The sequence below is a fragment of the Lysobacter helvus genome (assembly GCF_018406645.1).
In the GTDB taxonomy this organism is placed as follows: domain Bacteria; phylum Pseudomonadota; class Gammaproteobacteria; order Xanthomonadales; family Xanthomonadaceae; genus Noviluteimonas; species Noviluteimonas caseinilytica.
In genome coordinates, this window is sequence record NZ_AP024546.1 from 43,127 (window position 1) to 67,734 (window position 24,608).

Below are 24,608 nucleotides of genomic sequence, written 5' to 3' on the forward strand. Positions count from 1 at the left end.
CTCCTAGTTGATGTTCACCAACGCACCCTTGATCGTCATCGTGGCGTTGGCCTTGAGTTCGAGCGTGCCGGTGGCTTCGATCGTGATCGTCGCGGCCTTGATCTCCAGCGACCCGCTGGCCTGCAGCTTCATCGCGCCGCTCTTGTTGTCGATCGAGACCTTGTTGCCCTGCCCGTCGTCGACGAGGATCCCGTCGTCGGTGAGCTTCACGACGCCGCCGTTCTCGTGCTTCAGTTCCACCATCCCCTGCGTGCCGTCGTCGAACGTCAGCGTGTGGCCCTTGCGCGACTTGAACATCCGCGTGTCGTTGTTGCCGTCGCTGTTGTCGAACGGCGGCTTGTCCTGGCCGTTCCACACGCCGCCGAGGATGTAGGGGAAGCGCATGTCTTCGCGTTCGAAGGCGACGAGCACTTCGTCGTCCACTTCCGGGATCAGCACCAGGCCGCGGTCCTTGCCCGCCATCGGCGTGGCCAGGCGCGCCCAGAAACTTTCGCTGTCGTCGAACCACGGGAAGCGCACGCGCACGCGGCCCAGCCCGTCGGGATCCTGGTTGTTCGTCACCAGCGCGACCGCGACGCCGCGCGCGAAGCCGCCGGCTTCCAGCCCGGTCTCGACCGGCGGCGCCTGCACGAGGCCGTTCACAGCGTGGTCTCCCGGACGTGGAAGCGCGTGCGGTAGCCGCTCGCGTCGATGCGATGCGTGGCTTTCTCGATGTAGTACACCTTCGAGAAGGCGTCGCCGATCTTGTCGATCTGCACGGTGCGGTCGGGGCGCAGTTCCGGCAGGCCGACGGTCTCGGCGTCCGCGGTGAGGAATTCGCGCGTGCGTTCGCTCAACGCCGCCTTCGCGCGCTGGTCGGCTTCGGCTTGCGTGAACACCGGTTGGCGCAGCCGCAGCACGGGTTGCTTGCCGGGGGCGCGCACGAGCGAGCCCAGGTGTTGCGCGACACTCTTCGCGCGCGCACCGCCATCGGATTGCGCGTCGGCGCGCCCGATGAAGATTTCCTTGCGCGCGGTGTCGCTGCCGTACACCTCGACCTTCGCGACCTGGCCGGCCAGGTTGGCCTGCGGCCGGAAACTCAGCAGCCCTTCGCCCCAGCTCAGGTGCACGACGGGATCGGACTTCACGCGCGGCTTGCCGAAGTGCAGCGTCGAGCGGCCGCGGCCGTCCACGTCGACGTAGAGTTCGAAGTGTTCGTTGTCGCTGTTGTTGCGCGCGGCCAGCTTCTTGAGGAAGTCCCAGTCGCTTTCCTGGTTCTGTTCGATCTGCGGGCGCTTCTCGCGCGTGTCGTCGATCGCGGTGTTCAGGTTGTGGAAGCGCGCGATCTGCTGCACCACGTCGCTGTCGGTGGTGTCGCGCCAGCTGTCGGAACTCTTGCCCAGCGTCATCAGGAAGCCGGGGTCGTAGCCGGAGACGACGAGTTCGGGCGCGCCGGTCTCGGGGAAGCTCGTCGAGACTTCGGTGATCACGCCGTTGACCACGGTGGGCATCGACGATGCATCGCCGTAGCCCATGCACACTTCGATGCTGGCGCCGAATGCGAACTGGCCCAGCAGGTCGTCGCCCTGCCCCGTACGGAACTTGCGCAGCTTGTGGTCGAACGCATCGATCACGGTGAAGGAGAAGTGCCAGGCCGCGCCCAGCACCATGTCCACTTCCACCTGGCTCACGGCGACTTGCAGGTCGCGCACGAGTTCGCGGTTCGCCAGCCGCACGACGAAGGACGGTGCGAAGAATTCGCCGTAGTTCCGGGAGAGCGTGACCAGTTCCATCACGGGTGCTCCATCGGCGGGAGTTCGAGCCAGTCGCCGGGCGCGATCTCGCGCGGGTCGTCCAGGTCGTTGGCGCGCGCGACGCGCACCCATTCGTCCGGGTCGTCGTATTCGCGCGCGGCGATCCACCACAGGCGTTCGCGGCCCACCACCACGCGGCGCTTGGTCTTGTCGGCGGATTCGCGACGCGGGTCTTCCAGTTGCTGGCGCAGCGTGCGGTATTCCTTGAAGGCCACCGACAGCGACACGCGCGCGGGCGCGCCATCGGGATGGAACATCGTGACCTTGCGGCCGAGGCGTTCGATGACCGCGGCGAATTCCAGCGGTCCCCAGTTGAAGCGCACGGGCGGCGGCGCGTGGAGGTCGCGGTCGATCTCGAGCAGCGTGGTCAGGGCGCGCAGTCGCGCGTTGAGCGGGTCGGATTCGGATTGGCGCAGCGACGTCGGGCCGGTGGGATCGGTGTAGTCGTCGAGGAACAGGTCCATCGTCAGGCGATCGGATTCGCCGTTGACGAACTGCAGCAGCGGCGCGCCGAGGCCCGGGACCGGCGCGGCCTTGTAGGAATTGGAGCGCTCGAACGTGTATTCGGTCGGGTTGAACAGCACGGCGATGACTTCGCCCTTGCGCGCCCCGTCGAGCACGGTGATGGTCGCCTTCTTGAGCTGCGACTTGGCCATCAGAGTCCCCGGCGCTCGCGCTCGATGCGCAGGCGATGGTCGATGCGGCGGATCACGTCGTCGGCGACGCGGTCGACGAGGGCGGTGTCGAGTGCTTGCGGGCGGAGGGCGGATTGCAATGCCGCGATGGCCTGCGTCTCGACCTGCGCAATCGGCACCGGGTGCGCGACGGGCGCACTGCTGCCCTGCGCATGCGGTGCGTCGATGGCATCCACCGGCTTCGGTTCGCTGGCGCGCCATACGAGTTCCGGTGAGCGCGTGCGGAAAGCCTCGAGGGCCGGGATCGTCCGCTGCGCGGCTGGTTGCCTGGCTTGTGTCACGTCCTGGCGCGAACGCGGGAGCGACAACTGCGTCGGCCGACGCGCTGCAGCGTTGATGCCGATCTGCGTTGCAGCCGGCCTCTCCGATTCGCGTCGCGGTCCAAGCTGCATCGTGGCCATGGGCGCCGGTCGCGCTGCAGCGGTGCGTGGCGCGTGCATCGCCACCGGAATGCGCATCGCCGGTCGCATCGCGACGCCCGCCTGCTGCAGCCACTTCGCAGAGATCCTGTTGTCCGCGTTCGCGCGCACGTTCGACGGTTGCGGCGACCGCATCTCTGCCGGAACGACGTTCCGCGCGCGCACCTGGTCGACCGACGGCTTGTCCTTGGCTTGCGCGACCGCCTGCGTCGCGCTGCGCACCTCCACCCGCAGCTGCATCTGCACGCGCCACGGCGAGCGATCGATGCGCCGCGCACATTCCGTTTTCGCCAAGGGCGCATGTGCCTGCACCGGACGCCGCCACCGCAACCCGATCGGCCGCCAACTCATTCGCGCCGCACGCGCCCGGCGGACTGTCCGCCGGCGCGCAAACGCCCGCGCCGCCCGGAACGCCCGCATCCGCATCGCGCCGCTCACGTCGCCTTCCTCAAGCCGTGATGCGCCAGCTCCAGGCTTTCCATCACCACTTGCTGCGATGTCGCATCCAGGTCCGACGCCGACCACTTCACCGGGATCGCCTGCGCCACTTCCCAGGCCCATGCGTTGTCGTTGGCTTCGTCGTGCAGGCGGATCCACAGGTTGCGACGCTGCACCTGCCCGTCGGCCGCGGCCTGCGCCCACTTGAACAGATCATCGAGCGCCAGCCCGCGCTCCAGCACGAGGTTGGGATAGGTCACGTTGGACGCGAGCTTGTGTTCGTACTCGTTGACGCCGCCTTCCTTGTACGACTCCACGCGCACTTCGCGCGACAGGCCTTTCACGCGCAGGAAACCGCCGCTGACGAGACCTTCCATCTCGACGACGTAGCGGAATCCGCGGAACGGGTCCTGTCGCTTTGCCATGGCCTACACCGCGAACGGATTGGCGGGCGCGCCGTCGAGCGCCCGGTTGATGTGGGAGATCTCGCGGCACCAGCGGCGGCGCTCGCGATGTTCCAACTGCATCAGGTCGCCCGGCGCCCAGTGGAAGTGGTGCGCGATGAAGGCCATCTCCGCGTACAGCGCCTTGACGGGATAGGCCTTCATGCTTCCCCCAGGACCGACATCCTCGTGGGCGGTGCTTCGACATCGTCCTCGGCGTTGAGCGATTCGTAGAGCCGCTGCAGGTACGCCAGGTCCGACGCGTACAGGCCTTCGATCACGCCGGTGTGGATGTCGGGCAAGGTGCCCAGCCGCACGATCACGCGCGCGAGCACGATCACCGCCAGGTACGCCTCGTTCTGCTGCACGCGCGGATCGCGCAGCGGCAGGATTTCGTCGGCGGCGGTGGCCAGGCGCATCACGCCGCGGCGATGCAGCGTGCCGCTGTCGTCGAGGTAGCCTTTCGGCAATTCGAAATCGACTTCGGTGCGGAAGCCCGGATGCGGAGGGCCGGAATGCGGGGCGTTCATCGCGTGCTCCTGGTTACTTGACGCGTTCGATGCCTTCGTTCACGAGCTCCAGCGTTTCGATCATCACCTCGCTGCCTTTTGCGTTGAGGTCGCTGGGGTCGTACTTGATCGGCCAGGCGTCGCTGACGACGAAGCGCGCGGCATCGGCGCCGGCTTCGTCCTGCACCACGATCACCACTTTCCGGCGCTTGTCCTTCACCTGGCCGGACGAGATCTCCGTGTGCCACTTGTAGAGGTCCAGCGCGTTGGCGCCGACGAACAGGCCCCACTTCAGGGTGATGTTCCCGTACTTGGTGAGGCCGGAGAGCTTGCGCACGTGCGGCGGATCGGTGCCTTCGCGGTAGTCCACCGCGTCGATCGTGGTCTCGCCGATGTTGACTTCGCTGAAGTTGGCCTGGGTGATCGAGTCGATCTCCAGGCGGTAGCGGAAGTTGCGCAGGGGGTCGATGCGTGCCATGGCTCATGTCTCCTAGCGCTGGGGTTCGGCGGTGTTCTGGAAGATCCGGAACACGACGAATTCCGCCGGACGCACCGGCGCAATGCCGATCTCGCAGATCAGGCGCCCGTTGAGGATGTCGTCCTGCGTCATCGTGGTGCGGTCGCAGGTGATGAAGAACGCTTCTTCCTCGGTGCGCCCGAACAACGCGCCCAGCCGCCATTGCGTGCGCAGGAACAGGCGGATGGTGTCGATCACGCGCGCCCACAGCTTGTCGTCGTTGGGTTCGAAGACGACCCACTGCGTGCCTTCGTAGATCGAGCGTTCGAGGAAAATGAAGAGCCGGCGCACGCTGACGTACTTCCACAGCGCGTCGGAACTCAGGGTGCGCGCGCCCCACACGCGAATGCCGCGGCCCGGGAATTGCCGGATCGCATTGATGCCGCGCGGGTTCATCTGGTCCTGCGTGCTGTCGTCGGTCTCGGCGCTCAGCTGCAACGCGCCGCGCAGGATCTCGTTGGCCGGCGCCTTGAACACGCCGCGCTCGGTGTCGGTGCGCGCGTACACGCCCAGCGTGTGCCCGCCCGGCGGCACCAGCGTGCGCGCGCCGGACTGCGGATCGGAGATGTAGATCCACGGGTAGTAGAACGCGGCGTACTTCGAATCCGCCACCGCGTTGCGCGGCTCGAACGCCGTCGGGTTCATCGTCTTCTGGCAATCGACGACGGCGAAGCGGTACTTGAGGTTCTCGCAATGCGTGATCAATTCCTTCGCGATCCCGAAGTCCACGCCCGGCGCGTACACCAGCGAGACATCGCGATACGGGTCCAGCTTCAGCGCGGCCAGGCCTTGCGGCTCGGGGCGTGCCGGCAGCAGCACCTCGCCCACGTAGTCGGCCGAATCCGGGACGCCGCCTTCCGCACCGTTGGCGGACAACGGCAACGCGTTCGCGGTCTTCTGCGGGATCGATCCTGCAGGCGCGCCGGTCGCGATCAACGTCGCCAGCGCGGAGCTGTCGAGCAAGCGCTTCTCGTAGAAATCCGGCGAGACGCGATTGCCGACCAGGTCGTCGAAGTTCTCCGCGTACGAGGGGAACGGCGGCTTGGTCGGATCCTTGAACCATTCGGTCGGATCCTGCGTCGGCGTGGTCGCGTAGTACGCCAGTTGCAGGCGGAAGCCGATCGGCACCAGCGTGCCACCGGGGCCGGGCCGCTTCGTCGAGCTGTCGGACACGTAGGCGTACACGCGCTTGCCCCACGCGCCGGAGCCCACGGCTTTCACGAGGAAGTTGGCCGGCAACGCGACTTGCGCCGGCGTGGCCGTGTCGTCGGTGATGCGGCAGACGAACAAGCGCTTGCCGCCGTTCTCGAAGAAGCCGTTCACGGTGTACGGCAGGTACTTCTCGGTGGAGGTCACGCCGCCGAACCAGCGCTGGTAATCCTTGTAGCTGGTGACCATGCGCGGCATGGTCGGGCCGCGTTCGGCTTCGCCGAGGAAGGCCGCGGTGCTGGTGGGCACGCCTTCGATCGGCTTGGGGCCGCGTTCGATTTCTTCGATGTAGACGCCGGGATGCAGGTACTCAGGCATGGCCGTTCTCCGGTGTTCGGTGCATCACGCGCCGGACTGTTTGGGGGTGTCTTGCTTGGTGGGGGACTGTTCCGGCGTCCCGGGCTTCTTCGGCTCGGGATCCTTGCAGTCGTCGTCCGGGCCGTTCTTCGTCCGGTACGGCGTGCAATCGATCGGCGTGGACAGCTCGGCCTTGAACGCGGCTTCGAGCGCGTCGATCTTCGCCTTGACCTGCGCGGTGGCGCGTTCGACGTCCTGCTTGGCGGCTTCGAACTGCGCATGCGCATCGGCGAGCAGCTGCACCTGCGGCAGGTAACGCTGCGTCACCAGGCAGCACAGGATGTCGGCCAGGCCATTGGGATCGACGAGGTACGGCAGCGGCGGCAACAGGCGTTGCAGCGTGGTGCCGATGGCGGTGTCCGGGCCGCAGCAATCGTCGGGCGGAATTTCGCCGCACGTGCAGATTTCGACGTAATCCTTCACCTTCGACGTCGCGCTGCGCGGGCGGATCGCCCAGTGCCTGGGAATCAGGGTGACGAACAGCGCGTACAGCGCGCCGGGCGCATCGGTGCTGAGCATGCCCCGCACCGTGTCGATGAGCGCCTTGTTGGCGGTGAGCGTGTCTTCCAGCGTCTTCGCCGGATCCTCCCACGCGGCCAGCACGTCCTTGATGCGGTTGACCACGGCCTGGCGTTCGTCGCGGTTGCGCTCGTGCCAGCTGGCCCGCTCGCGCAAGGTATCGACGGTGGTGGCGAAGGTGCCGGTGCCGTTCAACTGGCGCTCGAGCGCGCGGATGTCCTGCAGCAGCGGGCACAGGCGGCATTCGAGCAGGCAGCTCCAGCACTTCACGCTGCACGCCACGTCGTCGGCGAGCTTGCCGATGGCGGTGTCCTGGTCCTGCCAGTCCTTCAGCAACGCCTGGTATTTCTCGTTGGTGAAGTTGGCCCGCGCGGAAAGCATCTTGTCCTGCAACGCGCGCAGCTCGTCGGCGAAATCCTTCGCCAGCGCGGCTTTCTCGGCCAGGTGCGCCTGCTCGCTGATCAGGCCGTCGAGGCAACTGCCGCCAGTGCCGCCCGGACCGGGCGGACAGCAGCACTTCGGATCGCACTTCTCCGGATCGGGCATCTTCGGCGGCGTGGGCGCGACCGGGGGTTTGCATTTCGGCTCCGTCCGGCTCGGCGGATTCTGCTCAGGCGTCTGGCTCATGGCGACGGTCTCCTCGGGTTCGATCAGGTCAACTGATCCCAGGCGTAAATCGCATCGACCGCGCGTCCTTGCGGATGCGCGAACTGCACGGACTTCTCGATCGCCGGCTGTCCGGGGGGCGCGCGGTTGGCGATCAGTTTCAGCGACAGGTTGCCGCCGGCCAGCTGCGGCAGGTCGGCGGGGACGAAGGGAATGAACGCCGCGAACTCGCCGCGCGCGTCGGTGAAGAAACGTTGCGGCGGCTGGCGCCAAGTGGTGCCGTCGTCGTCGAGCCATTGCAGGCGGACGGCGGCATTCGAAATCGGCGTGGGCGCAGTGCCCAATGGCGGCACGGTTTCGATGAGCGCGCCGCGGATCGCGGTGGTGCCCGGTGCGAACGCGTAGTTCGCGCGCGGCTGCAAGGCGATCGTGTGCAGCGGCAGCGTGACGTCGGCCTGCGCGAGATCGGCGCCGGCGAACGGCAGCACGCCCGGATCGATGGTGACGCCGGCGAAGCCCGCGAGGCTGTCGCCGCGCCAGACGAACAAGCCGCCGTGGTTGACGATGGGCGGGGTGCGGATCCCCTTCGCGCGCACGGTGATGCCCTGGCTCATGCGCTGCAGCGTCACGGCGTCGAGCACTTCCACGGCGAGCGTGGCCTTGCGGGTCCACGCGCGCTCCAGCGGTTCGTACACGTCGAAGGTGCGGGCCATCACTCCACCTCCGTCGTCGCGCGCATGCCGACGTCGAGGCTGTCTTCGAGGACCACGCGCGCCGGGATCGGCGGCAGCGCCGGATCGATCCACACCGGCGAGGCGACGTACGCGATCGACGTCCGATAGTTGGCCGTCGGGAACAGCGCCCAGATGCGGCTGGTTTCTTCGGTGGTGAGCGGCTCGAGCGTGAGGCGCACCGGTTCCTGGTTGACGGGCGCGCCGCTGATGACCGGATCCGACTGCAGCGCCTGCATCGCGAAGCCCAGCACGCGCAGCAGCGGTTCTTCGCTCATGCCCGGGCGCGTGCCCACCGTGAGCAGGAAATACAGGTCGAGCGGCAAGGCGTTGTCGTGCACGATCACCGCGGGCGGCGGCGTGTTCGAGGGCACGCGGTGTTCCCGATTGCGCAGGCTGGCGTTGGGCGCGATGCGATACAGGAACAGGATCAGCGACGCGCCGACGGCATCGGTGTCGTCGAGTGGGCCGATGAACACCGTGCCCGGATCGCCCGATGCGATGACCGCCTGCTGCAGGCGCGCACCGAGTGCCTGCGTGACGCGGAGGATCGCGTCGGCGTTCATGCGACCTTCCTCACGTCGGTGTCGAGCTGCACCGGCGGCATGCCGAGCTTGGCGAACTCCGCGTTGGTGGCGCGCGCGATGTGCGACAGGTCGATCTTCTTGTCCGCCGCGGCGGCGATGAACGCGGCGCGCAGCGTGATCTGGCGGATGTGGCCGCCGGTGAGGTCGATACGGCGGCCGAGCAGGCGGAAGGCCGCGTCATCGAGCGCGCCACGCGCCTTCGCCGGCAGGCAGCTGCGCCAGATGCGGTCGCGCGCTTCGGCGTCGGGGCGCGGGAAATCGATGATGAAGCGCAGGCGGCGCAGGAAGGCGGCGTCGAGGTTCTGGCGCAGGTTGGTCGTGAGGATCGCCAGGCCTTCGTACGCTTCCATGCGTTGCAGCAGGTAGGCCACCTCGATGTTGGCGTAGCGGTCGTGCGCGTCCTTCACTTCGCTGCGCTTGCCGAGCAGCGCGTCGGCTTCGTCGATGAGCAGCGCGGAGCCGGAACGTTGCGCGTCCTCGAACACGCGGTCGATGTTCTTCTCGGTGTCGCCGATGTACTTGCTGACCACGCGCGACAGATCGATGCGCAGGATCTGGATGCCGAGCTTCCGCGCGACCGCGAGCGCGGCCATCGTCTTGCCGGTGCCGCTGGGCCCGTGGAAGAGCGCGGTGACGCCGCGGCCGTAGGGAAGTTGGTCGCCGAAGGACCAGTCGGTGAGCACGCGATCGGAGAGCAGCACGTTGTCGACGATTTCGTCGAGCTGGTCCTTGCGGTCCTTCGGCAGGATGACGTCGTCGAGCGAGAACACCGGTTCGATGCGCTCGACCAGGCGCGAGATGCCGCCGGAGGCGACCTGCTTGCACGCGAGGAGGAAGTGGTCGAGGCGTTGTTCGGGCGTGCCGGTGGCGGTGCTGGACGCCAGGCGCATCGCTTCGTCGATGCCCGCGATGGAGAGCGCGAAGCGGCGCGTGGCATGCGCGGCCTGGGCTTCGGAGAGCGTGAGGCCTGCGGTGTGCGCGGCTTCGCGCAGGGCGTCGACGTGGGTGGCGGCCGAGAGCGGCGGCGCCGGCAGGCGATCGAATGGCATCGCGCCCAGCAGGCGTGCAAGACGCGAGGCGTCGGCATGGATCACGCCGGCATGCGCGCCGGTGCGGCCGATGGCGGCGAGCGCGCGACGCAAGGTGTCGTCCGAATCGGCATCGACGTGGGTGAGGTCGACGACGAGCGGGCGATCGGCAAGCAGCGCGGCGCGGCCGATGCGGATGCCGGTGTCTTCGAGGTCGTTCGCGTCGAGGGCGGCGATGCGCGTGCCTTCGAGGCGCAGCAATTCGGATTGCTGCGCTTGCGCGCCGAGTTCGAGCAGCGCTTGCCACCCTGCCCCGTCGTCGCCGGCGAGCAACAGCCATTGCGATTGCGCGGCGGTGGCGAGTTGGCGGACGACCGCCGCGGCGTGTGCGCGCAGCGTTTCGGAATCGATCAGCGCGGCGCCGGGCCACGGCGCCAAACGGAACAGGCGGCGGATGCGCGCGTCGCGCAGGAGCGCGTCGTCGTCGCCGAGGATCCAGGCAACGAGGGACGGATCGAGGCGCAGCGGTTCGTCGGCGGGCGGGAGCAACGCGCCCGGCATGTCGAACACACGCCAGCGCGCGAGGTTGCCGGTGGCTTCGAGCTGGAAGCGCACGTCGACCGGATCGCCGAGCAGGCCTGCGCAGAGGCCGAGCGTGCCGACGCGGCGGCCGAGATCATCGAGCAGGACGCCGATGCAGCGCTGGTAGCGCGGATCGAGTTCGGGCGCGAGTGCGAGCAGGAGGACGCGGAGCTCGAGGTCGGTGAGTTCCATCGCGGAGACCACGGCGGCGAGCGGTTCGTCGCGTGCGTGCGCAGCGGCGAGCGCCTTGTCGAGCGCGGTGTTGGCTTCGGTCAGCGCATCGTCGGGCGGCGAGGTGGCGTCGTCGAGTTGTTCGACGACGCGCGCGGGCGCGACGGTGAGGCCCGGCAGGTCGCCGTGCGCGGCGCCGACGTTCGAGGCGGCGTGGCGCAAGGTTGCGTGCAGCCACGCGATGCCTGCGCGCAGCAGCGGTCCGTCGGCAGGCATCGTCGCGTCTTCGCCGAGCGGTGCAACGTCGGCCGGCGCAACGCCATGCGGTTCCGCCAGCACGCGGATCTGGTCGAGCAGGTTCTGCAACCCGATGTCGTTGAACGCCGTGCGCACCAGGTTGCCGAACGGCGTGCCGACGCGGATGACGACGAGGCCGACGCGCCCGGTGAGGCGGCGTTCGGCGAATTCGGTTTCGTGGTCGGGGCCCACCAGTACGAGCACGCGCGGCGGGTCGCGCGGGATGGCGGCCAGCAGCGCTTCGATATCCGCGATCGGCACCGCGCGGCCCGCGACCAGCGCCATGTCGACGCAGTTTTCCACCGCCGCGGCGATGCCTTCGGCTTCGATGTCCGGCGACGTTGCCGCCACCAGCACCTGGATGCGCGCCACGGATTGGCCCCTGCTGCGATCGAGTGCGACGTTCTCGCACTCGCGCCGGAGCGCGGCAATGCATCGTGTGGGATCGATGTGGACCGGTGCCGTTCGGCCGGTCGCGATGGATGCGCGGATCGGCGCGCGGGGCGACCGAAGGATCGGTGCGGCGATGGGCCTTCAATGGATCCGCGCATGGATCCAAGGATCGGGGTGGCGCCCGGTCAGCGGCCGCCGTAGGCCAGCGTGTCCATCATCTCCGCGAAGCGCGACCAGTCGATGCGCTTGCGGATGTGGCGGTTGGCGCCGCGCCAGTAGATCGAGCCGCGGCCGACTTCGAGCTCGCCGAGTTTCGACGCTCCGGCGAACACCTCCAGCCGCAGCGCGGACTTGGCCTTGACGAGTTCGACGTTGGTGAGCTCGGCGCGGACGACGTGTTTGCGGGCTACGCGCTTCGTGGTGGCCATGTCGCCTCCCGGGGGATCAGCACGGCGGCAATGCTGGTGCCGGGCGGCGTGGGGGAGGCGTGATGCTAGGGCGCGGGCGGCAGGTCGTCGCACAGGGCGCATGCCCTGCCCCGGCGCGCGTTGTAGAGACGCGAGGCCACGTAGACCGCGGCAGTGATCGAGGCCCAGAGCAAGGCCTCGCTGATCGCGAAGGCCATCGGGCGGGAACGCAGGAGATGCGCCGCCGCGATGACGACGAACGCGAAGGCGAAGACGGTGGCGTACCAGCGGAGGATCGGGCGCATGCGGGCGGTTCCTTGGGAATCGCCAACAAGGACGCCGCCGGGGCCGCGATGTGACCAGGGCGAACCGCTTATTTAGTCGAGACCGACCTGCCCCGCGCGGAGGACGGCGGGTTCGCCCAGCGTGGGTGCGCCATCGCATTGCGGGCGCATCTCCTGGGTGGCAACGCCCGACACGCAGGCCATGGCCTGGCGGTCCGCCGCTTCCCATTCATGCAACGACCAACTGAAGCCGGCCACGCTGCCGAATACCGCGAGCCACAGGGCTCCTTCCCTCAACGCCTTCATGTTCGATCGTCCTGCAAACGTGCGCGCATGCTAACGGGTTGATGCACCTCGGGCGGCGGGGGTGGGGTGAGAAAAATTCTCGAATGGGCCGAAGCATTGCGTTTTCGCGCAAAGCGTAGCGTTTATGGAGCCCATCGGGATCTCCGCCACTGCAGCGAATCGCTGCGTCGCGGCTCATGCTTCGGCTATGGTTCGGCCAGGGGGATCCACATGGCTCGAAGAAAAGAAAGCGGTCTGGACATCGTTGCTTCGATGCCTTGGCCCATCGGCATGGCACTGGGCGTCTTTGCGTTCCTCGGGATTCGCTACGGCATCGGGGCGTATTTCGCTCACTCGGGAAGTCCCATCGCGCAGGGCCTGGGCCAACAACTTTCGGACGGCGCGCTGTCGCCACTTGCCTGGATTGCCATGCTGCTGTGCTGGGTCGCCGCGGGTGTTTCGTTCCTTCGAAGCAAGAAGCGAAAGCGACTCCTCGAAACGCAAAGCGGATTGGAGAGTGTCGCGAACCTGGGCTGGCGCGAGTTCGAGATGCTCGTGGGCGAGGCCTACCGCCGCCAGGGGTACACCGTCGAAGAAACTGGATTGGGCGGCGCCGATGGCGGCATCGATCTGGTCCTGCGCCGCGATGGCAACAAGACGCTGGTCCAGTGTAAGCAGTGGCGCACGCGACAAATCAGCGCACCCAAGGTGCGCGAGATGTGGGGACTGTTGCATCACCACGGCGCCGATAGCATCAAGATCGTTGGTGTGGGCGAGTTCACGCGAGATGCGGCGAAGTTTGCGGAGGGCAAACGGATCGAGCTGGTGAATGGCGACCGGTTGGTCGAGATGGTGCGGTCCGTGCAAAGCGCAGGCACGCAAGCCACCGCACCGACTGGCCTCCACGTAGCCTCGAAGCAGCCGGAGTGCCCGAAGTGCGGCGCGTCCATGGTGCAGCGGGCGAATCGCAAGACAGGCGAATCCTTCCTTGGGTGCAGCAAATACCCCGTCTGCAAAGGCACGCGCTAGCAACTACTCGGATTCCCCCGCGACTAGGTCCATCGCCGCGATCGTCGCCACGAGCAGCGAGCCGCAATAGTCCTTCAAAGGGAGGCAATGCAGGTATTGCGCATCGAGCCATTCGATTGCAATGCGACACCCCTCCTCGCTCATCGCGACGCCAGGCTGCTCGAAAAACTGATGCGCCAACGCGTTGCGATGGTCCACGACAGACTTGACGTACAGCGCGAAATTATCGATGTCCGTCGAGGCGATCGATTCCACCAGTCGCTGGGCGGTGGGCCCCAGCGACTGTCGTTTCATGTCCGCGCGAAACTGCGCCAATGCTGTCGATCCCAGCGCGGCACCTTGCGGGTGGATATACGGAATCACGCGCTTCAGGCTGCCTTCGACCTGGTTGAACAGCAACAGGTTTCGACCCATTCGGCCCAGCATCGCCTCATGCGTCTCCGGGCTCGGAGGCACCAACTCGTCGCCGAGGTTTCCGAGGATCTGCGCTATTTCAAAACGATCGTAGGCAGGCATGTCTTTCCAGGCCCTTGCAGACCTCGCGCACGTGCGCGCAGCAACTATCAGGCCTGTTCGAAGACGACGGTGGGACGCTTGCGAACCACGACCGTGCCGGCAATGTGGTCGTGCCAGCCTTGCTTCTTCGGATCAAATCCCACCCACAGGTATCCGACGCACAGGCCAATCAAGCTCACGAAATAGCCCAGGTAGCGTGCAATCGCCCTGCCGGTCGAAATCGTCGCACCTGTTTGCGCATCGACGACCTTGGCGCCCACCACCATCTTGCCGGGGGTCTGCCCGTGCGAACCACCCAGAACCAGATCACCAGGACCGCGGGAAGCAGCCAACTGATCACGAAGTCCGCCGGCCCTTCGATAAAGGGACCATCCCCAACGAAATACTCCTGGCCATAGATGACATAGAGCGCCGGAAACGTCACCAGCATGATCAGCAGCGTGTCGATGATCGACGCAGCGACACGGCGCCAGAATCCCGCGTATTCGAGATCGAGGTTCTGCATTTGAAGTCTTCCCCTGATTGGTTCATGAGATCGCCTCTCAACCCCTTGAGCGGCGACCGGTGAAAAGGATAACAAGCCTGATCCGCCATCGCTCAGGAATTTCGACGCCCCCTCGCGCCTCGCTTGCAACGCTTCACGGCCATGAGCACGCCAGGAAACACACGATCGTGCTCGCTGACGAAATCATGGCAGCGCCCGCTGAAGTGCACCGCGTGTGCGTCTAGCGCACCGGTATCGAGACGCCCTAACCACCCAGCGAACGCCTCCTTGGCCATGCCCGCATCGACAATGCGCTTTCCGCGCTTACCTTCTTGCGAGACTGCGGCCAAAGGTATGTGCGGCGCAACAAACACCACAGCCAATCGATGGTCGGCCTGATCGGAAGTCAGGTTACCGGCGTCACGCTTGGCGGCCTGCATTGCGGGAGCAAGGTAGTTCTTCCTCGCGCGGCTTCCGATCGGCTGCCACGCCTGCTTTGCCTCGATCGCAAAGCTCGTGGTTGCGTGCGCCACGTAGAGATCGCAACGACCCCGGACATTCTCGCGCCGATCGACATCGCCGTCCGGCAGGACGCCACGCTTGGTAGTGCTGAATTCTTCGAGCGCATTCCATCTCGGCAGGCGCCAAGCCGCGCCGGCAAGCGTGCTCAGGCTTGCTCGCTCGTTGTACCACCAGGGATTGTCTTCGAACTGGTCGGCAGCACAGAAGTCGTGGACGACCTTGAGCCAACCATGCAGCAATGGCTGCAGTCCGTTGAGAACGCGTTTGGTCTGTACGATCTCGATGTTCGCGACGCGACTTGCCATCTGTACTCCACCCCCAGGTATTCGTCCGGGAAGAAGAACAAGGCACAATCAATAAGTCAAAGACTGTTTTACAAGAACCAGCGTGTTGCAACGCGTCAGAGAATAATTCTCGGATGACTGCTGGCTGTTACACAACAGCCCATCAATCAGCGCGTCGAAACAGTCTGGCGCGCGCGATGCGCCACGGCGACGACTAGGCAATCTCCAACGCCGCAATCCGCTCCCCCCGCAGCCGGAACTTGAACACGAACAACATCGACGACCCGCCCGGGAATGGCCCGGTCACGCGCACCCGAACGTTGTATTCGTCGGCCACCTTGCCCTTCAGCACCTTGAGGATCTCGAACTTCCGCCCGGGGTAGTGCTGCGCAAGTTCGTCCTGCCACGCGAGCATCGAGTCGCGGCCCTTGTACAAGGTGCCGCGATCCATGATCACCGCGTCTTCGGTGAAACAGCAGTCGAGCAACGCTGCATCGCGCCGCGGCGCGCCCAGGTACTGCACGATCACGGCGGGCAACGCATTCGGCACTGGCGCGATCCGGCTCACGCGATCTCCAGCACGGCGATGCGATCGCCGCGCAGCTTGAACCGGAACAACCAGCGCACCAGCCTGCCCTCGGTGAACGGCCCGGTCACCCGCACGCGCACGTGGTACTCGTCGTCCGCGTGCTGCGTGGCCTTCAACACTTCGAAGCGGCGCTCGGGAAAGTGGCGGGCCAGTTCGGCCTGCCAGGCGACCATCGAGTCCAGGCCCTTGTACAGCTTGCCGCGATCGAGCACGTACGCGTCTTCGGTGAAGCAATACGACATGAAGGTGGCATCGCGCGTGCGCGCGGCGAGGTACATCAGCAGCACGGGAGGCAGCGAGGCGGGCGGTGCGCGGAATTCCATCCGCGCATTATGAATGCAGGCCACAGACGACCGCGTGTAGCAGCGATGACGAATCGTGGGGGCGATCAACCCGCCTGCACCCCGTGCGCTTCGATGAACCCGGTGGCCATGCCGATGATGACCAGCACGATCAACCCCACCGACAGCGCGATGCGCTTGGTCAGCGCGTTGACGGTGCGCTTGCTGGTGCTGTCGTCGACCAGCATGAAATACAGCCCACTGCCGAGGTTGTAGAGGATGAGTCCGAGGAAGGCGACGATCACGAGGGTTTTCATGCGGGCTTGCTCGATGCGGGAAAGGATTTGCCGCGCGCGCGCGGGCCGGTGATCCAGGCGTGGCGCGCCCACAGGGCCAGCGTCATCACGCCGAGGAACAGGCCGTACGACACGGACGTTGCGAGCACCTGCTTCCACATGCCGCCGAACTGGCGGTCGGCGTTGAACATGCTCCAGTACATGCCGAGCGCGGCGGCGGCCGTGGCCAGCGCAAGCGCGGCCATGTCGAAGCTGCGCCGTGCGGGCGTGCGCGGGGCGCGCGGGTAGATCCAGTACAGCGCGCCGAGGATCAGGAACCACGGCAGGAACAGGATGAGGGCGAGGTTGAGTTCGACTTCGGGATTCATGGGGCGGCCCGGGGCGGGATGTGCGCACGGTAAGGCGCGGCCGGCGCGCGCGGCAGGGGCAGTTGCGGCGAGAATCACCGGATCAGTCGGATGGACCTGGGCATGGCGGCCAAGCGGTACGAAACCCTGGCGGATGACATCGCGGCATCGATCGCGCGCGGCACGCTGAAGCCGGGCGACCGGTTGCCGTCGGTGCGGCAGGCGCGCGCCAGCCGCAACGTCAGCGCGGCGACGGTGTTCGAGGCGTACTACCTGCTGGAGTCGCGCGGGCTGATCCAGTCGCGGCCGCGCTCGGGCTATTACGTGGCGGCGCCGCCGACGAAGGCGCGGGCCGCGGTGCCCACGGCGCCATCGCAACCCGATGGCCAGGCGCGCGAGGTGAAGATCACCGATCTCATCTTCGACATGTTGCAGGCGGCCACGCGGCGCGAGGTGGTGCCGCTGGGGTCGGCGTTCCCGAGCCCGTTGTTCTTCCCGTTGCCGCGGCTGGGGCGCGCGCTGGCGGCGAGTGCGACGCACCTGGATCCGTGGAGCACGGTCGAGCACCTCACGCCCGGCAGCCTCGAACTGCGGCGGCAGATCGCGCAGCGGTATCTGCTGGATGGCGTGCGCGCGGACGTCGACGAGATCGTGGTGACCAACGGCGCGATGGAAGCGCTGAACCTGTGCCTCGCGGCGACGTGCAAGCCGGGCAGCGCGGTCGTGGTGGAGTCACCGTGTTTCTATGCGTGCCTGCAGGCGCTGGAGCGGCAAGGCTTGCGCGCGATCGAAGTGGCGACCGATCCGCGCACGGGCGTGGACCTGGAAGCACTCGACACCATCCTCGTGCGCGATCGCCCCGGCGCGGTGTGGGTGATGACGAATTTCCAGAATCCGCTCGGGGGTTCGATGCCGGCGGAGAAGAAGCAGGCGCTCGTGGACCTCGTGCACCGGCATCGCGTGCCGCTGATCGAGGACGACGTCTACCACGAGTTGTATTTCGATCCGCAGCGGCCGGCGTCGACGAAGGCGTTCGATCGCGACGGGTGGGTTCTGCACTGCAGTTCGTTTTCGAAGACGCTGGCGCCGGGGTATCGCATCGGCTGGGCGAATGCGGGGCGCTTCGCGCGCGAAGTGGCGCAGCAGAAGCTGGGCGCGTCGCTGGCGACGTCGATTCCCGTGCAGCTGGCGCTGGCGAGTTACCTGGAACGCGGGAGCTACGACCGGCACCTGCGCGGTTTGCGCGCGCGATTGCGCACGCAGCGCGATGTGTATGCCGCGTTCATCGGCGACGTGTTTCCGGCCGGCACGCGCGTGGCGCATCCGGACGGCGGTTACTTCCTCTGGGTGGAACTGCCGGAAGGCTGCGATGCACTCGCGTTGGCGCAGCGCGCGCTGGCCGAAGGGATCAGCGTGTCGCCGGGGCCGATCTTTTCGCCGGCGGGGGCGTTCCGGAACTGCGTGCGGATCAACTTCGGGCATCCGCTGGATGCGCGGGTGGAGGCGGCGTTGACGCGGGTTGGGGAGATGGCGGGCGGCTGAGGCGCCCCTCCCCGGCCCTCCCCCGGAGGGGGAGGGAGAATAAAAGCGATTTACATGTTGCGGCGGTACTCGCCACCCACGTCGTACAGCGCGTGGCTGATCTGGCCCAGGCTGTGCGTCTTCACCGCTTCCATCAGCGATGCGAACACGTTCTGGCGATCGCGCGCGGTCTTCTGCAGGTACGCCAGGCCCTTCTCGGCATTACGCAGGTGCTGGAAGTTGGCGACGTTCTGGATCTGCTGGCCCTTCTCGCTTTCGGTCGAACGGATCAGCTCGATCTCGGTGACGATGTCGCCGGCGTGGTCCTTCGGCAGGAAGGTGTTGACGCCGATCAGCGGCAGCGAGCCGTCGTGCTTCTTGTGCTCGTAGTACAGGCTCTCTTCCTGGATCTTGCCGCGCTGGTACATCGTGTCCATCGCGCCGAGCACGCCGCCGCGGTCGCTGATCGCCTCGAACTCCTTGTACACCGCCTCTTCGACGATGTCGGTGAGCTTGTCCACGATGAAGCTGCCCTGCCACGGGTTCTCGTTGAAGTTGAGGCCCAGTTCCTTGTTGATGATCATCTGGATCGCCACCGCGCGGCGCACGCTTTCTTCCGTCGGCGTGGTGATCGCCTCGTCGTACGCGTTGGTGTGCAGCGAGTTGCAGTTGTCGAACAGCGCGTACAGCGCCTGCAGCGTGGTGCGGATGTCGTTGAACTGGATTTCCTGCGCATGCAGCGAGCGGCCGCTCGTCTGGATGTGGTACTTCATCATCTGGCTGCGCGGGCCGGCGCCGTAGCGCTCGCGCATCGCGCGCGCCCAGATGCGGCGCGCCACGCGGCCGATCACGGTGTACTCCGGATCCATGCCGTTGCTGAAGAAGAACGACAGGTTGGGCGCGAAGTCGTCGATCTTCATGCCGCGCGCGAGGTAGTACTCCACGATCGTGAAGCCGTTGCTCAGCGTGAAGGCGAGCTGGCTGATCGGGTTCGCGCCCGCTTCGGCGATGTGGTAACCGCTGATCGACACCGAGTAGAAGTTGCGGACGCTGCGGTCCACGAAGTACTGCTGGATGTCGCCCATCATGCGCAGGGCGAACTCGGTGCTGAAGATGCAGGTGTTCTGCGCCTGGTCTTCCTTGAGGATGTCGGCCTGCACGGTACCGCGCACGGTCTTGAGCGTTTCAGCCTTGATGCGCTCGTAGGTTTCGGCATCGACCACCTGGTCGCCGGTGACGCCGAGCAAGCCGAGGCCGAGGCCGTCGTTGGTTTCCGGCAGCATGCCGCCGTATTCGGGGCGTTTGCGGCCTTCGAACATCTTCTCGATCTGCTCGTGCGCCGCATCCCAGCGCGCCTGGTCGGCGCGCAGGTATTTCTCGACCTGCTGGTCGATCGCGGTGTTCATGAACATCGCCAGGATGATCGGCGCCGGGCCGTTGATCGTCATCGACACCGAGGTGCTGGGCGCGCACAGGTCGAAGCCGGAGTACAGCTTCTTCATGTCGTCGAGCGTGGCGATGTTGACGCCGGAGTTGCCGATCTTGCCGTAGATGTCCGGGCGCACCGCCGGGTCTTCGCCGTACAGCGTGACGCTGTCGAAGGCGGTGGACAGGCGCGCGGCGGGCTGGCCGACGCTGAGGTAATGGAAGCGGCGATTGGTGCGCTCGGGCGTGCCTTCGCCGGCGAACATGCGGATCGGATCCTCGCCCGTGCGGCGATACGGATACACGCCGCCGGTGTACGGGTAATCGCCCGGCAGGTTTTCCTTCTGCAGGAACGTGAGCAGTTCGCCCCAGCTGCGGTACGTGGGGGCGGCGATCTTCGGGATCTTCTGGTGGCTCAGCGACTCGCGGTAGTTCTCCACGCGGATGGTCTTGTCGCGAACCTTGTATTCGGTGACCTCGTCGGTGATCGACTTGAGGCGGGCGGGCCATTCGCGCAGGAGCTTGAGGGCTTCGCTGTCGAGCGAATGGATCGCGTCGTTGTAACGCTGGCGCAGCGTGGCGAGCGTGCGGTCGTCGTGCTTCAGCGCGTCGATGTCGTACAGCGACAGCGCCTTCGGCAACGCGGCGTCGTCCAGGTCGCGCAGCGACTGCCAGTAGGACTGCGCGCGATCGGCGACTTCGCTCTGCGCTTCGATGCGCGTGTTGATGCCGCGGCCCTGTTCGGCGATCTCGGCGAGGTAACGCACGCGCGCGCCGGGGATCAGCACGGTGGCGCGCGGTTCCTTCAGCGTGGTGTCGAGATCCGGCGTCCACTTGTCGGCCGGCAGCTGCAGCTTCTCGCGCAGCAGGCGCGTGAGGTTGGAGAACATCCAGCTGATGCCGGGGTCGTTGAACTGCGAGGCGATCGTCGGATAGACGGGGACATCCTCGTCCTTGGTCTGGAACGCCACGCGGTTGCGCTTCCACTGCTTGCGCACGTCGCGCAACGCGTCTTCGGCGCCGCGCTTGTCGAACTTGTTCAGCACCACCAGCTCGGCGTAGTCGAGCATGTCGATCTTTTCCAGCTGGCTCGGCGCACCGAAGTCGCTGGTCATCACGTACATCGGGAAATCGACGAGGTCCACGATCTCCGAATCGCTCTGCCCGATGCCCGCGGTCTCGACGATCACCATGTCGTAGCCCAGCGACTTCAGGAACGCGATGCAGTCGCGCAGCACGACGTTGGTGGCCGCGTGCTGGCGGCGCGTGGCCATCGAGCGCATGAAGACGCGCTTGGAACGCAGCGAGTTCATGCGGATGCGGTCGCCGAGCAGCGCCCCGCCGGTGCGGCGCCGCGTGGGATCGACGGAGATCACGGCCAGGCGCATGTCCGGGAACGAAGCGAGGAAGCGGTTGAGCAGTTCGTCGGTGACCGACGACTTGCCTGCGCCACCGGTGCCGGTGATGCCGATGACGGGCGTCTTGCCGCCGGCCAGCTGCCACTGCTTGCGCAGGTGCGCGAGTTCGGCTTCGTCCAGCGCGCCCTCTTCCACCGCGCTGAGCATGCGGCCGATGGCGATCTCGTCGGTGAGGTCCACCTGGTGCGGCTTCTCGACGCCCAGGCGCCCTTCGTTCGCGCGGCGCACCACGTCCTCGATCATCGCGACGAGGCCCATGTGCATGCCGTCGTTGGGATGGTAGATGCGCTCGACGCCGTAGGCCTGCAGCTCGCGGATTTCTTCCGGCGTGATCGTGCCGCCACCGCCGCCGAACACCTTGATGTGCGACGCGCCGCGCTCGCGCAGCATGTCGACCATGTACTTGAAGTACTCGACGTGGCCGCCCTGGTAGGACGACAGCGCGATCGCGTCGGCGTCTTCCTGCAGCGCCGCGCGCACGACGTCCTCGACCGACCGGTTGTGGCCGAGGTGGATGACTTCCGCGCCCTGGGCCTGGATGAGGCGCCGCATGATGTTGATCGCCGCGTCGTGGCCGTCGAACAACGAGGCGGCGGTGACGAAGCGCAGCGGGCTGTTTTCCGGCAGCGGGGACGGAACCTGGGCGGCGGTGGTGCTCATGGGGCGGCGATCCGGGGGCGACAGCGAAGGGGCGAATTGTAGCGCCGGGGGCGGAAAGCGGCTGTTGCCGACCTGCCGTGCGCCGGCGCATGGCGGAGCAGCGTCACGCGGCGCCGACATCTCCGCGGTTCGGGCGCAGGCTTTTCAGCGCGCTGGGTGCCTTTGCGCGTCATCCAGCCACAAGCCCTGCGAGACGATCGGTGCCCTGGTCAGTCGCTGCGTGAAACCGCTGGCTTCGAACGTGATCCGCCCGGATGGCCAATTGATCGGCAGCGTCCAACGCCAGCCGGTGTGGCCGTTCGGATATTCGAATTGCTCGCGCTCGATGCGCTCGATCGAGAACGCGCCCATCCCCGCGCCGGGATTCGTGAAATCGAGCTGGAACCGCAGGCCGAAGACGTCGTGGAATTGCAGTGTCGCCGGGGCGATGTCGAACTCGAACGACCCGTCATCGACGCGCCGCCATTCCAGCAGGAAGTCGATGTCGAGGATCAGTTCGGCCGTGCCCGTCTCCTGGTCTGCCGATTCGATCCGGAACCCGTGGACGTGGACGTCGTGCCACGACAACGCATCGAAGTCATCGGCCGTCCATTGGCGCACGCCTCACCAGCCTTCCACGCCGTCCAGCATCTTCGCGACCTTCGGGTTGTCCGCGTACTTGGCGCGCACGGCGGCGAAGTCCTGGTCGATCGTGCTGCATTGCAGGTCCTGCATGGCTTGCTGGGCTTCCTGCCCGCGCTGGCCGTAGGTGTCGGCGCGCGACCAGTGCAGGCAGCCCGACTTGCGCGCGGCCACTTCGCTGGCGTCCTTCGGATACTCGGACTTCGGCGCGTGCTTGACGAGGGACGGCGGCGCGGCCTCCTGCGCTGAAGCGTGGAACGACGTGCACAGCAGCAGGCATGCGATTGCGAGGTGGAGTTTCATGGGCCGATGCTCCGGTAGGTGGGCGGAGTGTGCCCCGATCAAAGGTCCCGGGCCACCAGCCTGTGGTCCCGGCAGTGCTGCTGGTAGGCAGCACGCTGGGATTCCACGTTCGCCCGCAGGATCACGTCACCCCCCGGGCCCAGGAATTCCACGTCTCCCATCACGACCGCGAACGCAAGCATGTCTTCCTCGCCCACCACCTTCCACCAATCGATGTGGCCCGCCGGTTCGAACGCGTAATCCCCTGCCCCGACGATCTCGCCCGTGCACAACTGGCGCTGGCCGACCAGCGTGTACACGTGCACGTCGCCGGTGTGGCGATGCAGCGGCATGACGGTGCCGGGCGTCATGCGCAGCAGTTCGACGAAGCCGCGGTCGCCGAGGAAACGCAGCGGCTTCGCCCACTTGCCGGGCGTGGCCGCGGGAATCCACGGCAACGCCGACGTCGCGGTGAGGTTCGCGGGCAACAAGCCTTGCAGCGCATCGTGGACGAAGGCGTTCATGCGGCCACCACTTGCAGATAGCGTGCGAAGGACGCATCGACGACCGCGCGACCGTTGCCGAGGATGTTGCGGCCCCACGAGAAGCCGTACACGTCGTCGTAGTCGAACGGCGCCAGCACCTGCTGCATGCGGCGCACGTACGACGGCGCCATCGGCGTGAAGTTCGGCACGCTGTGCATGAAGGTGACCTGCTTGCGGTCCTGCGCGACGTGCGGCGAATCACCGGAGAGCAACGCGGGCCGGCCGAACGGCCCCTTGCGCCAATGCAATGCCGTGCTGCCCGGGAAGTGGCCGGCGGTGTTGATCAGCGTGACGTCGTCGGACAACGCCAGCGTGTCGCCGCGCCAATGGCGGATGTGCGGCGAGGATCGGCGCACCCAGCTTTTGTCCGCTTCGTGCAGCAGGATTTCCACGCCGCCCAGCGCCTCGCTCCATTCGACCATCGACGAATAGAAGTGCGGATGCGAGACCACGATGCGATCCACGCCGCCGGCGCCGTTCAAGGCGTCGACCGCGGCGTCCGTCACCAGGCCGAGGCTTTCCCAGAGGATGTTGCCGCCGTCGGTCGGCAGGTGCAGCAAGCGCTGCGGGATCGCGAACGCGCCGTCGACGGCGATCGCGAGCAGGCCATCGTCCTCGCCGATGCGCAGGGTGTAGCGACGTTGCAGTTCGTCGTGCGTCAGCCATTGCTGGCCGCTCCACTCGACGTACTGGCGATCGTCTTCGCACACCGGGCACGACGCGGGCGGCGCGTCCGACGGTGCGTACTGCGTGGCGCAGGTCGCGCAGATCCAGGCGGTGCTCATGCGAGGGCCTCCTGCAGGTCGAATTTCGGATGGGCGTAGGGATCTTCGTAGCCGGCGAACACGCGCTGCGTCGCGGGCCGTGCGCCGATCGCATCGAACCAGCGCGCGATATCCGGGAAATCCTCCAGCGACATGCCATGCCCGGCGTGCGAGACGATCCACGGCCAGATCGCGATGTCGGCGATCGACAGCGCATCGCCTGCGATGAAGTCGCGTCCCGCCAGGTGCCGATCGAGCACGCCGTAGAGGCGATGCGTTTCGCGCGTGTAGCGATCCAGCGCGTAGTCGTCGCGCTGCTTCGCATGCTTGCGGAACCAGCCGCTCTGCCCCGCCATCGGTCCCAGGCCCGCGACCTGCCACGTCAGCCACTGCAGCGTCTGGTAGCGCGTGCGCGCATCGAACGCGAGCAGCCTGCCGCTCTTCTCGGCGAGGTATTGCAGGATCGCGGCGGATTCGAACAACGCCAGCGGCGCGCCCCCGCCGAGCGGCGCGTGGTCGACGATCGCGGGGATCTTGTTGTTCGGCGAGATCGCGAGGAACTCGGGGTGGAACTGTTCGCCGGCGGACAAGCGCACGGGGATCAGCCGATGTTCGAGCGGCAGGCCCTGCTCGGCCAGTTCTTCCAGGAACAGCGGCAGCTTCATCCCGTTGGGGCTGCGGGCGTAATGCACGTCGATCATCGGGAGCGGTCCTGCGACGGTGGGCATGGGGCGATGGTGGGCGTAATCTGGCT

General features: G+C 66.8%; 30 protein-coding genes and 1 pseudogene. 2 read left to right on the forward strand and 29 right to left on the reverse strand.

The genetic code is table 11. The annotated features are described in order from the left end of the window. Window positions 1-3 precede the first annotated feature (3 nt). The 16 genes from LYSHEL_RS00210 to LYSHEL_RS00285 form a co-directional block, all read right to left on the reverse strand. The gene (locus LYSHEL_RS00210) at window positions 4-642 is read right to left on the reverse strand and encodes a phage baseplate assembly protein V (RefSeq protein ID WP_213435055.1); all 639 of its coding nucleotides are present in this window, start codon (window positions 640-642) and stop codon (window positions 4-6) included. Beyond that, window positions 639-1,772 (reverse strand): phage late control D family protein, encoded by a 1,134-nt coding sequence (locus tag LYSHEL_RS00215; RefSeq protein WP_213435056.1) that lies wholly within the window; start codon window positions 1,770-1,772, stop codon window positions 639-641. The genes LYSHEL_RS00210 and LYSHEL_RS00215 overlap by 4 nt, the downstream gene beginning before the upstream one ends. Next, the gene (locus LYSHEL_RS00220) at window positions 1,772-2,449 is read right to left on the reverse strand and encodes a CIS tube protein (protein ID WP_213435057.1); all 678 of its coding nucleotides are present in this window, start codon (window positions 2,447-2,449) and stop codon (window positions 1,772-1,774) included. The genes LYSHEL_RS00215 and LYSHEL_RS00220 overlap by 1 nt, the downstream gene beginning before the upstream one ends. Further along, window positions 2,449-3,345, reverse strand: a complete 897-nt coding sequence (locus tag LYSHEL_RS00225) for a hypothetical protein (protein WP_213435058.1) — start codon at window positions 3,343-3,345, stop codon at window positions 2,449-2,451. The genes LYSHEL_RS00220 and LYSHEL_RS00225 overlap by 1 nt, the downstream gene beginning before the upstream one ends. After that, window positions 3,342-3,770: a phage tail protein gene (locus LYSHEL_RS00230; protein ID WP_213435059.1), complete on the reverse strand. Its 429-nt coding sequence runs from the start codon at window positions 3,768-3,770 to the stop codon at window positions 3,342-3,344. The genes LYSHEL_RS00225 and LYSHEL_RS00230 overlap by 4 nt, the downstream gene beginning before the upstream one ends. A 3-nt stretch (window positions 3,771-3,773) precedes the next feature. After that, window positions 3,774-3,953, reverse strand: coding sequence for a DUF6760 family protein (locus LYSHEL_RS00235; protein ID WP_213435060.1), 180 nt, complete (start codon window positions 3,951-3,953; stop codon window positions 3,774-3,776). Continuing rightward, on the reverse strand, window positions 3,950-4,318 hold the full coding sequence (locus LYSHEL_RS00240) for a hypothetical protein (protein ID WP_213435061.1): 369 nt from the start codon (window positions 4,316-4,318) through the stop codon (window positions 3,950-3,952). The genes LYSHEL_RS00235 and LYSHEL_RS00240 overlap by 4 nt, the downstream gene beginning before the upstream one ends. 13 nt (window positions 4,319-4,331) lie before the next feature. Beyond that, on the reverse strand, window positions 4,332-4,775 hold the full coding sequence (locus LYSHEL_RS00245) for a phage tail protein (protein WP_213435062.1): 444 nt from the start codon (window positions 4,773-4,775) through the stop codon (window positions 4,332-4,334). Between the two features lie 12 nt (window positions 4,776-4,787). Further along, window positions 4,788-6,341: a phage tail sheath family protein gene (locus LYSHEL_RS00250; protein ID WP_213435063.1), complete on the reverse strand. Its 1,554-nt coding sequence runs from the start codon at window positions 6,339-6,341 to the stop codon at window positions 4,788-4,790. A gap of 24 nt (window positions 6,342-6,365) precedes the next feature. Next, window positions 6,366-7,526 (reverse strand): hypothetical protein, encoded by a 1,161-nt coding sequence (locus tag LYSHEL_RS00255; RefSeq protein ID WP_213435064.1) that lies wholly within the window; start codon window positions 7,524-7,526, stop codon window positions 6,366-6,368. Window positions 7,527-7,549: 23 nt separating this feature from the next. Then, window positions 7,550-8,218 carry a hypothetical protein gene (locus tag LYSHEL_RS00260; protein ID WP_213435065.1) on the reverse strand — a complete coding sequence of 223 codons (669 nt, stop codon included), beginning with the start codon at window positions 8,216-8,218 and terminating at the stop codon, window positions 7,550-7,552. Further along, window positions 8,218-8,802, reverse strand: a complete 585-nt coding sequence (locus tag LYSHEL_RS00265) for a Pvc16 family protein (protein ID WP_213435066.1) — start codon at window positions 8,800-8,802, stop codon at window positions 8,218-8,220. Before LYSHEL_RS00265 ends, LYSHEL_RS00260 begins: the two co-directional genes overlap by 1 nt. Further along, on the reverse strand, window positions 8,799-11,273 hold the full coding sequence (locus tag LYSHEL_RS00270; protein ID WP_213435067.1) for an AAA family ATPase: 2,475 nt from the start codon (window positions 11,271-11,273) through the stop codon (window positions 8,799-8,801). The genes LYSHEL_RS00265 and LYSHEL_RS00270 overlap by 4 nt, the downstream gene beginning before the upstream one ends. A gap of 206 nt (window positions 11,274-11,479) precedes the next feature. After that, complete coding sequence (locus LYSHEL_RS00275; protein ID WP_213435068.1) at window positions 11,480-11,722, reverse strand: hypothetical protein; 243 nt, start codon at window positions 11,720-11,722, stop codon at window positions 11,480-11,482. A gap of 65 nt (window positions 11,723-11,787) precedes the next feature. Beyond that, on the reverse strand, window positions 11,788-12,006 hold the full coding sequence (locus LYSHEL_RS00280) for a hypothetical protein (RefSeq protein WP_213435069.1): 219 nt from the start codon (window positions 12,004-12,006) through the stop codon (window positions 11,788-11,790). A 72-nt stretch (window positions 12,007-12,078) separates the two neighbouring features. Next, complete coding sequence (locus LYSHEL_RS00285) at window positions 12,079-12,291, reverse strand: hypothetical protein (RefSeq protein ID WP_213435070.1); 213 nt, start codon at window positions 12,289-12,291, stop codon at window positions 12,079-12,081. Between the two features lie 210 nt (window positions 12,292-12,501). On the opposite strand from LYSHEL_RS00285, the gene LYSHEL_RS00290 reads away from it, so the two are divergent. Next, entirely contained in the window at window positions 12,502-13,299 is a 798-nt protein-coding gene (locus LYSHEL_RS00290; RefSeq protein WP_213435071.1) for a restriction endonuclease, read from the forward strand. A gap of 3 nt (window positions 13,300-13,302) precedes the next feature. Here the strand turns inward: LYSHEL_RS00290 and LYSHEL_RS00295 are convergent, their stop codons facing one another. From LYSHEL_RS00295 to LYSHEL_RS00330, 7 genes and pseudogenes are all read right to left on the reverse strand, one after another. Then, window positions 13,303-13,815: a hypothetical protein gene (locus LYSHEL_RS00295; RefSeq protein WP_213435072.1), complete on the reverse strand. Its 513-nt coding sequence runs from the start codon at window positions 13,813-13,815 to the stop codon at window positions 13,303-13,305. 47 nt (window positions 13,816-13,862) lie between these two features. Beyond that, window positions 13,863-14,320, reverse strand: a pseudogene (locus tag LYSHEL_RS00305) (RDD family protein). Window positions 14,321-14,412: 92 nt separating this feature from the next. Next, window positions 14,413-15,126 carry a hypothetical protein gene (locus LYSHEL_RS00310; RefSeq protein ID WP_213435075.1) on the reverse strand — a complete coding sequence of 238 codons (714 nt, stop codon included), beginning with the start codon at window positions 15,124-15,126 and terminating at the stop codon, window positions 14,413-14,415. Window positions 15,127-15,319: 193 nt separating this feature from the next. Next, window positions 15,320-15,673: a nuclear transport factor 2 family protein gene (locus LYSHEL_RS00315; protein WP_213435076.1), complete on the reverse strand. Its 354-nt coding sequence runs from the start codon at window positions 15,671-15,673 to the stop codon at window positions 15,320-15,322. Continuing rightward, a complete protein-coding gene (locus LYSHEL_RS00320; RefSeq protein ID WP_213435077.1) occupies window positions 15,670-16,017 on the reverse strand; it encodes a nuclear transport factor 2 family protein in 348 nt (115 codons plus the stop codon). Before LYSHEL_RS00320 ends, LYSHEL_RS00315 begins: the two co-directional genes overlap by 4 nt. A 65-nt stretch (window positions 16,018-16,082) precedes the next feature. Continuing rightward, window positions 16,083-16,292, reverse strand: coding sequence for a twin transmembrane helix small protein (locus LYSHEL_RS00325; RefSeq protein ID WP_213435078.1), 210 nt, complete (start codon window positions 16,290-16,292; stop codon window positions 16,083-16,085). Next, window positions 16,289-16,639, reverse strand: coding sequence for a hypothetical protein (locus LYSHEL_RS00330; protein ID WP_244858601.1), 351 nt, complete (start codon window positions 16,637-16,639; stop codon window positions 16,289-16,291). Before LYSHEL_RS00330 ends, LYSHEL_RS00325 begins: the two co-directional genes overlap by 4 nt. Before the next feature lie 90 nt (window positions 16,640-16,729). On the opposite strand from LYSHEL_RS00330, the gene LYSHEL_RS00335 reads away from it, so the two are divergent. Next, complete coding sequence (locus LYSHEL_RS00335) at window positions 16,730-18,160, forward strand: aminotransferase-like domain-containing protein (RefSeq protein WP_244858603.1); 1,431 nt, start codon at window positions 16,730-16,732, stop codon at window positions 18,158-18,160. A 50-nt stretch (window positions 18,161-18,210) separates the two neighbouring features. Here the strand turns inward: LYSHEL_RS00335 and LYSHEL_RS00340 are convergent, their stop codons facing one another. The 6 genes from LYSHEL_RS00340 to LYSHEL_RS00365 all read right to left on the reverse strand — a co-directional run bounded on the left by LYSHEL_RS00340 (window position 18,211) and on the right by LYSHEL_RS00365 (window position 24,582). Next, window positions 18,211-21,642 (reverse strand): methylmalonyl-CoA mutase family protein, encoded by a 3,432-nt coding sequence (locus tag LYSHEL_RS00340; protein WP_213435079.1) that lies wholly within the window; start codon window positions 21,640-21,642, stop codon window positions 18,211-18,213. Window positions 21,643-21,786: 144 nt separating this feature from the next. Then, window positions 21,787-22,242, reverse strand: a complete 456-nt coding sequence (locus tag LYSHEL_RS00345; protein WP_213435080.1) for a hypothetical protein — start codon at window positions 22,240-22,242, stop codon at window positions 21,787-21,789. Window positions 22,243-22,245: 3 nt separating this feature from the next. Continuing rightward, entirely contained in the window at window positions 22,246-22,566 is a 321-nt protein-coding gene (locus LYSHEL_RS00350) for a hypothetical protein (protein ID WP_213435081.1), read from the reverse strand. Between the two features lie 38 nt (window positions 22,567-22,604). Then, window positions 22,605-23,069, reverse strand: a complete 465-nt coding sequence (locus LYSHEL_RS00355; protein WP_213435082.1) for a cupin domain-containing protein — start codon at window positions 23,067-23,069, stop codon at window positions 22,605-22,607. Next, a complete protein-coding gene (locus tag LYSHEL_RS00360) occupies window positions 23,066-23,875 on the reverse strand; it encodes an MBL fold metallo-hydrolase (protein ID WP_213435083.1) in 810 nt (269 codons plus the stop codon). Before LYSHEL_RS00360 ends, LYSHEL_RS00355 begins: the two co-directional genes overlap by 4 nt. Then, window positions 23,872-24,582 carry a glutathione binding-like protein gene (locus LYSHEL_RS00365; protein WP_244858605.1) on the reverse strand — a complete coding sequence of 237 codons (711 nt, stop codon included), beginning with the start codon at window positions 24,580-24,582 and terminating at the stop codon, window positions 23,872-23,874. The genes LYSHEL_RS00360 and LYSHEL_RS00365 overlap by 4 nt, the downstream gene beginning before the upstream one ends. Window positions 24,583-24,608 lie beyond the last annotated feature (26 nt).

Bases quoted from the DNA above. Each gene is read 5' to 3' on its own strand.
- LYSHEL_RS00260 (WP_213435065.1), bottom strand. From the start codon at position 8,218: ATGGCCCGCACCTTCGACGTGTACGAACCGCTGGAGCGCGCGTGGACC.
- LYSHEL_RS00245 (WP_213435062.1), bottom strand. From the start codon at position 4,775: ATGGCACGCATCGACCCCCTGCGCAACTTCCGCTACCGCCTGGAGATC.
- LYSHEL_RS00255 (WP_213435064.1), bottom strand. From the start codon at position 7,526: ATGAGCCAGACGCCTGAGCAGAATCCGCCGAGCCGGACGGAGCCGAAA.
- LYSHEL_RS00235 (WP_213435060.1), bottom strand. From the start codon at position 3,953: ATGAAGGCCTATCCCGTCAAGGCGCTGTACGCGGAGATGGCCTTCATC.
- LYSHEL_RS00230 (WP_213435059.1), bottom strand. From the start codon at position 3,770: ATGGCAAAGCGACAGGACCCGTTCCGCGGATTCCGCTACGTCGTCGAG.
- LYSHEL_RS00265 (WP_213435066.1), bottom strand. From the start codon at position 8,802: ATGAACGCCGACGCGATCCTCCGCGTCACGCAGGCACTCGGTGCGCGC.
- LYSHEL_RS00320 (WP_213435077.1), bottom strand. From the start codon at position 16,017: ATGGAATTCCGCGCACCGCCCGCCTCGCTGCCTCCCGTGCTGCTGATG.
- LYSHEL_RS00285 (WP_213435070.1), bottom strand. From the start codon at position 12,291: ATGAAGGCGTTGAGGGAAGGAGCCCTGTGGCTCGCGGTATTCGGCAGC.
- LYSHEL_RS00350 (WP_213435081.1), bottom strand. From the start codon at position 22,566: ATGAAACTCCACCTCGCAATCGCATGCCTGCTGCTGTGCACGTCGTTC.
- LYSHEL_RS00215 (WP_213435056.1), bottom strand. From the start codon at position 1,772: ATGGAACTGGTCACGCTCTCCCGGAACTACGGCGAATTCTTCGCACCG.
- LYSHEL_RS00355 (WP_213435082.1), bottom strand. From the start codon at position 23,069: ATGAACGCCTTCGTCCACGATGCGCTGCAAGGCTTGTTGCCCGCGAAC.
- LYSHEL_RS00340 (WP_213435079.1), bottom strand. From the start codon at position 21,642: ATGAGCACCACCGCCGCCCAGGTTCCGTCCCCGCTGCCGGAAAACAGC.
- LYSHEL_RS00290 (WP_213435071.1), top strand. From the start codon at position 12,502: ATGGCTCGAAGAAAAGAAAGCGGTCTGGACATCGTTGCTTCGATGCCT.
- LYSHEL_RS00240 (WP_213435061.1), bottom strand. From the start codon at position 4,318: ATGAACGCCCCGCATTCCGGCCCTCCGCATCCGGGCTTCCGCACCGAA.
- LYSHEL_RS00250 (WP_213435063.1), bottom strand. From the start codon at position 6,341: ATGCCTGAGTACCTGCATCCCGGCGTCTACATCGAAGAAATCGAACGC.
- LYSHEL_RS00325 (WP_213435078.1), bottom strand. From the start codon at position 16,292: ATGAAAACCCTCGTGATCGTCGCCTTCCTCGGACTCATCCTCTACAAC.
- LYSHEL_RS00335 (WP_244858603.1), top strand. From the start codon at position 16,730: ATGGACCTGGGCATGGCGGCCAAGCGGTACGAAACCCTGGCGGATGAC.
- LYSHEL_RS00330 (WP_244858601.1), bottom strand. From the start codon at position 16,639: ATGAATCCCGAAGTCGAACTCAACCTCGCCCTCATCCTGTTCCTGCCG.
- LYSHEL_RS00295 (WP_213435072.1), bottom strand. From the start codon at position 13,815: ATGCCTGCCTACGATCGTTTTGAAATAGCGCAGATCCTCGGAAACCTC.
- LYSHEL_RS00310 (WP_213435075.1), bottom strand. From the start codon at position 15,126: ATGGCAAGTCGCGTCGCGAACATCGAGATCGTACAGACCAAACGCGTT.
- LYSHEL_RS00275 (WP_213435068.1), bottom strand. From the start codon at position 11,722: ATGGCCACCACGAAGCGCGTAGCCCGCAAACACGTCGTCCGCGCCGAG.
- LYSHEL_RS00280 (WP_213435069.1), bottom strand. From the start codon at position 12,006: ATGCGCCCGATCCTCCGCTGGTACGCCACCGTCTTCGCCTTCGCGTTC.
- LYSHEL_RS00220 (WP_213435057.1), bottom strand. From the start codon at position 2,449: ATGGCCAAGTCGCAGCTCAAGAAGGCGACCATCACCGTGCTCGACGGG.
- LYSHEL_RS00360 (WP_213435083.1), bottom strand. From the start codon at position 23,875: ATGAGCACCGCCTGGATCTGCGCGACCTGCGCCACGCAGTACGCACCG.
- LYSHEL_RS00365 (WP_244858605.1), bottom strand. From the start codon at position 24,582: ATGCCCACCGTCGCAGGACCGCTCCCGATGATCGACGTGCATTACGCC.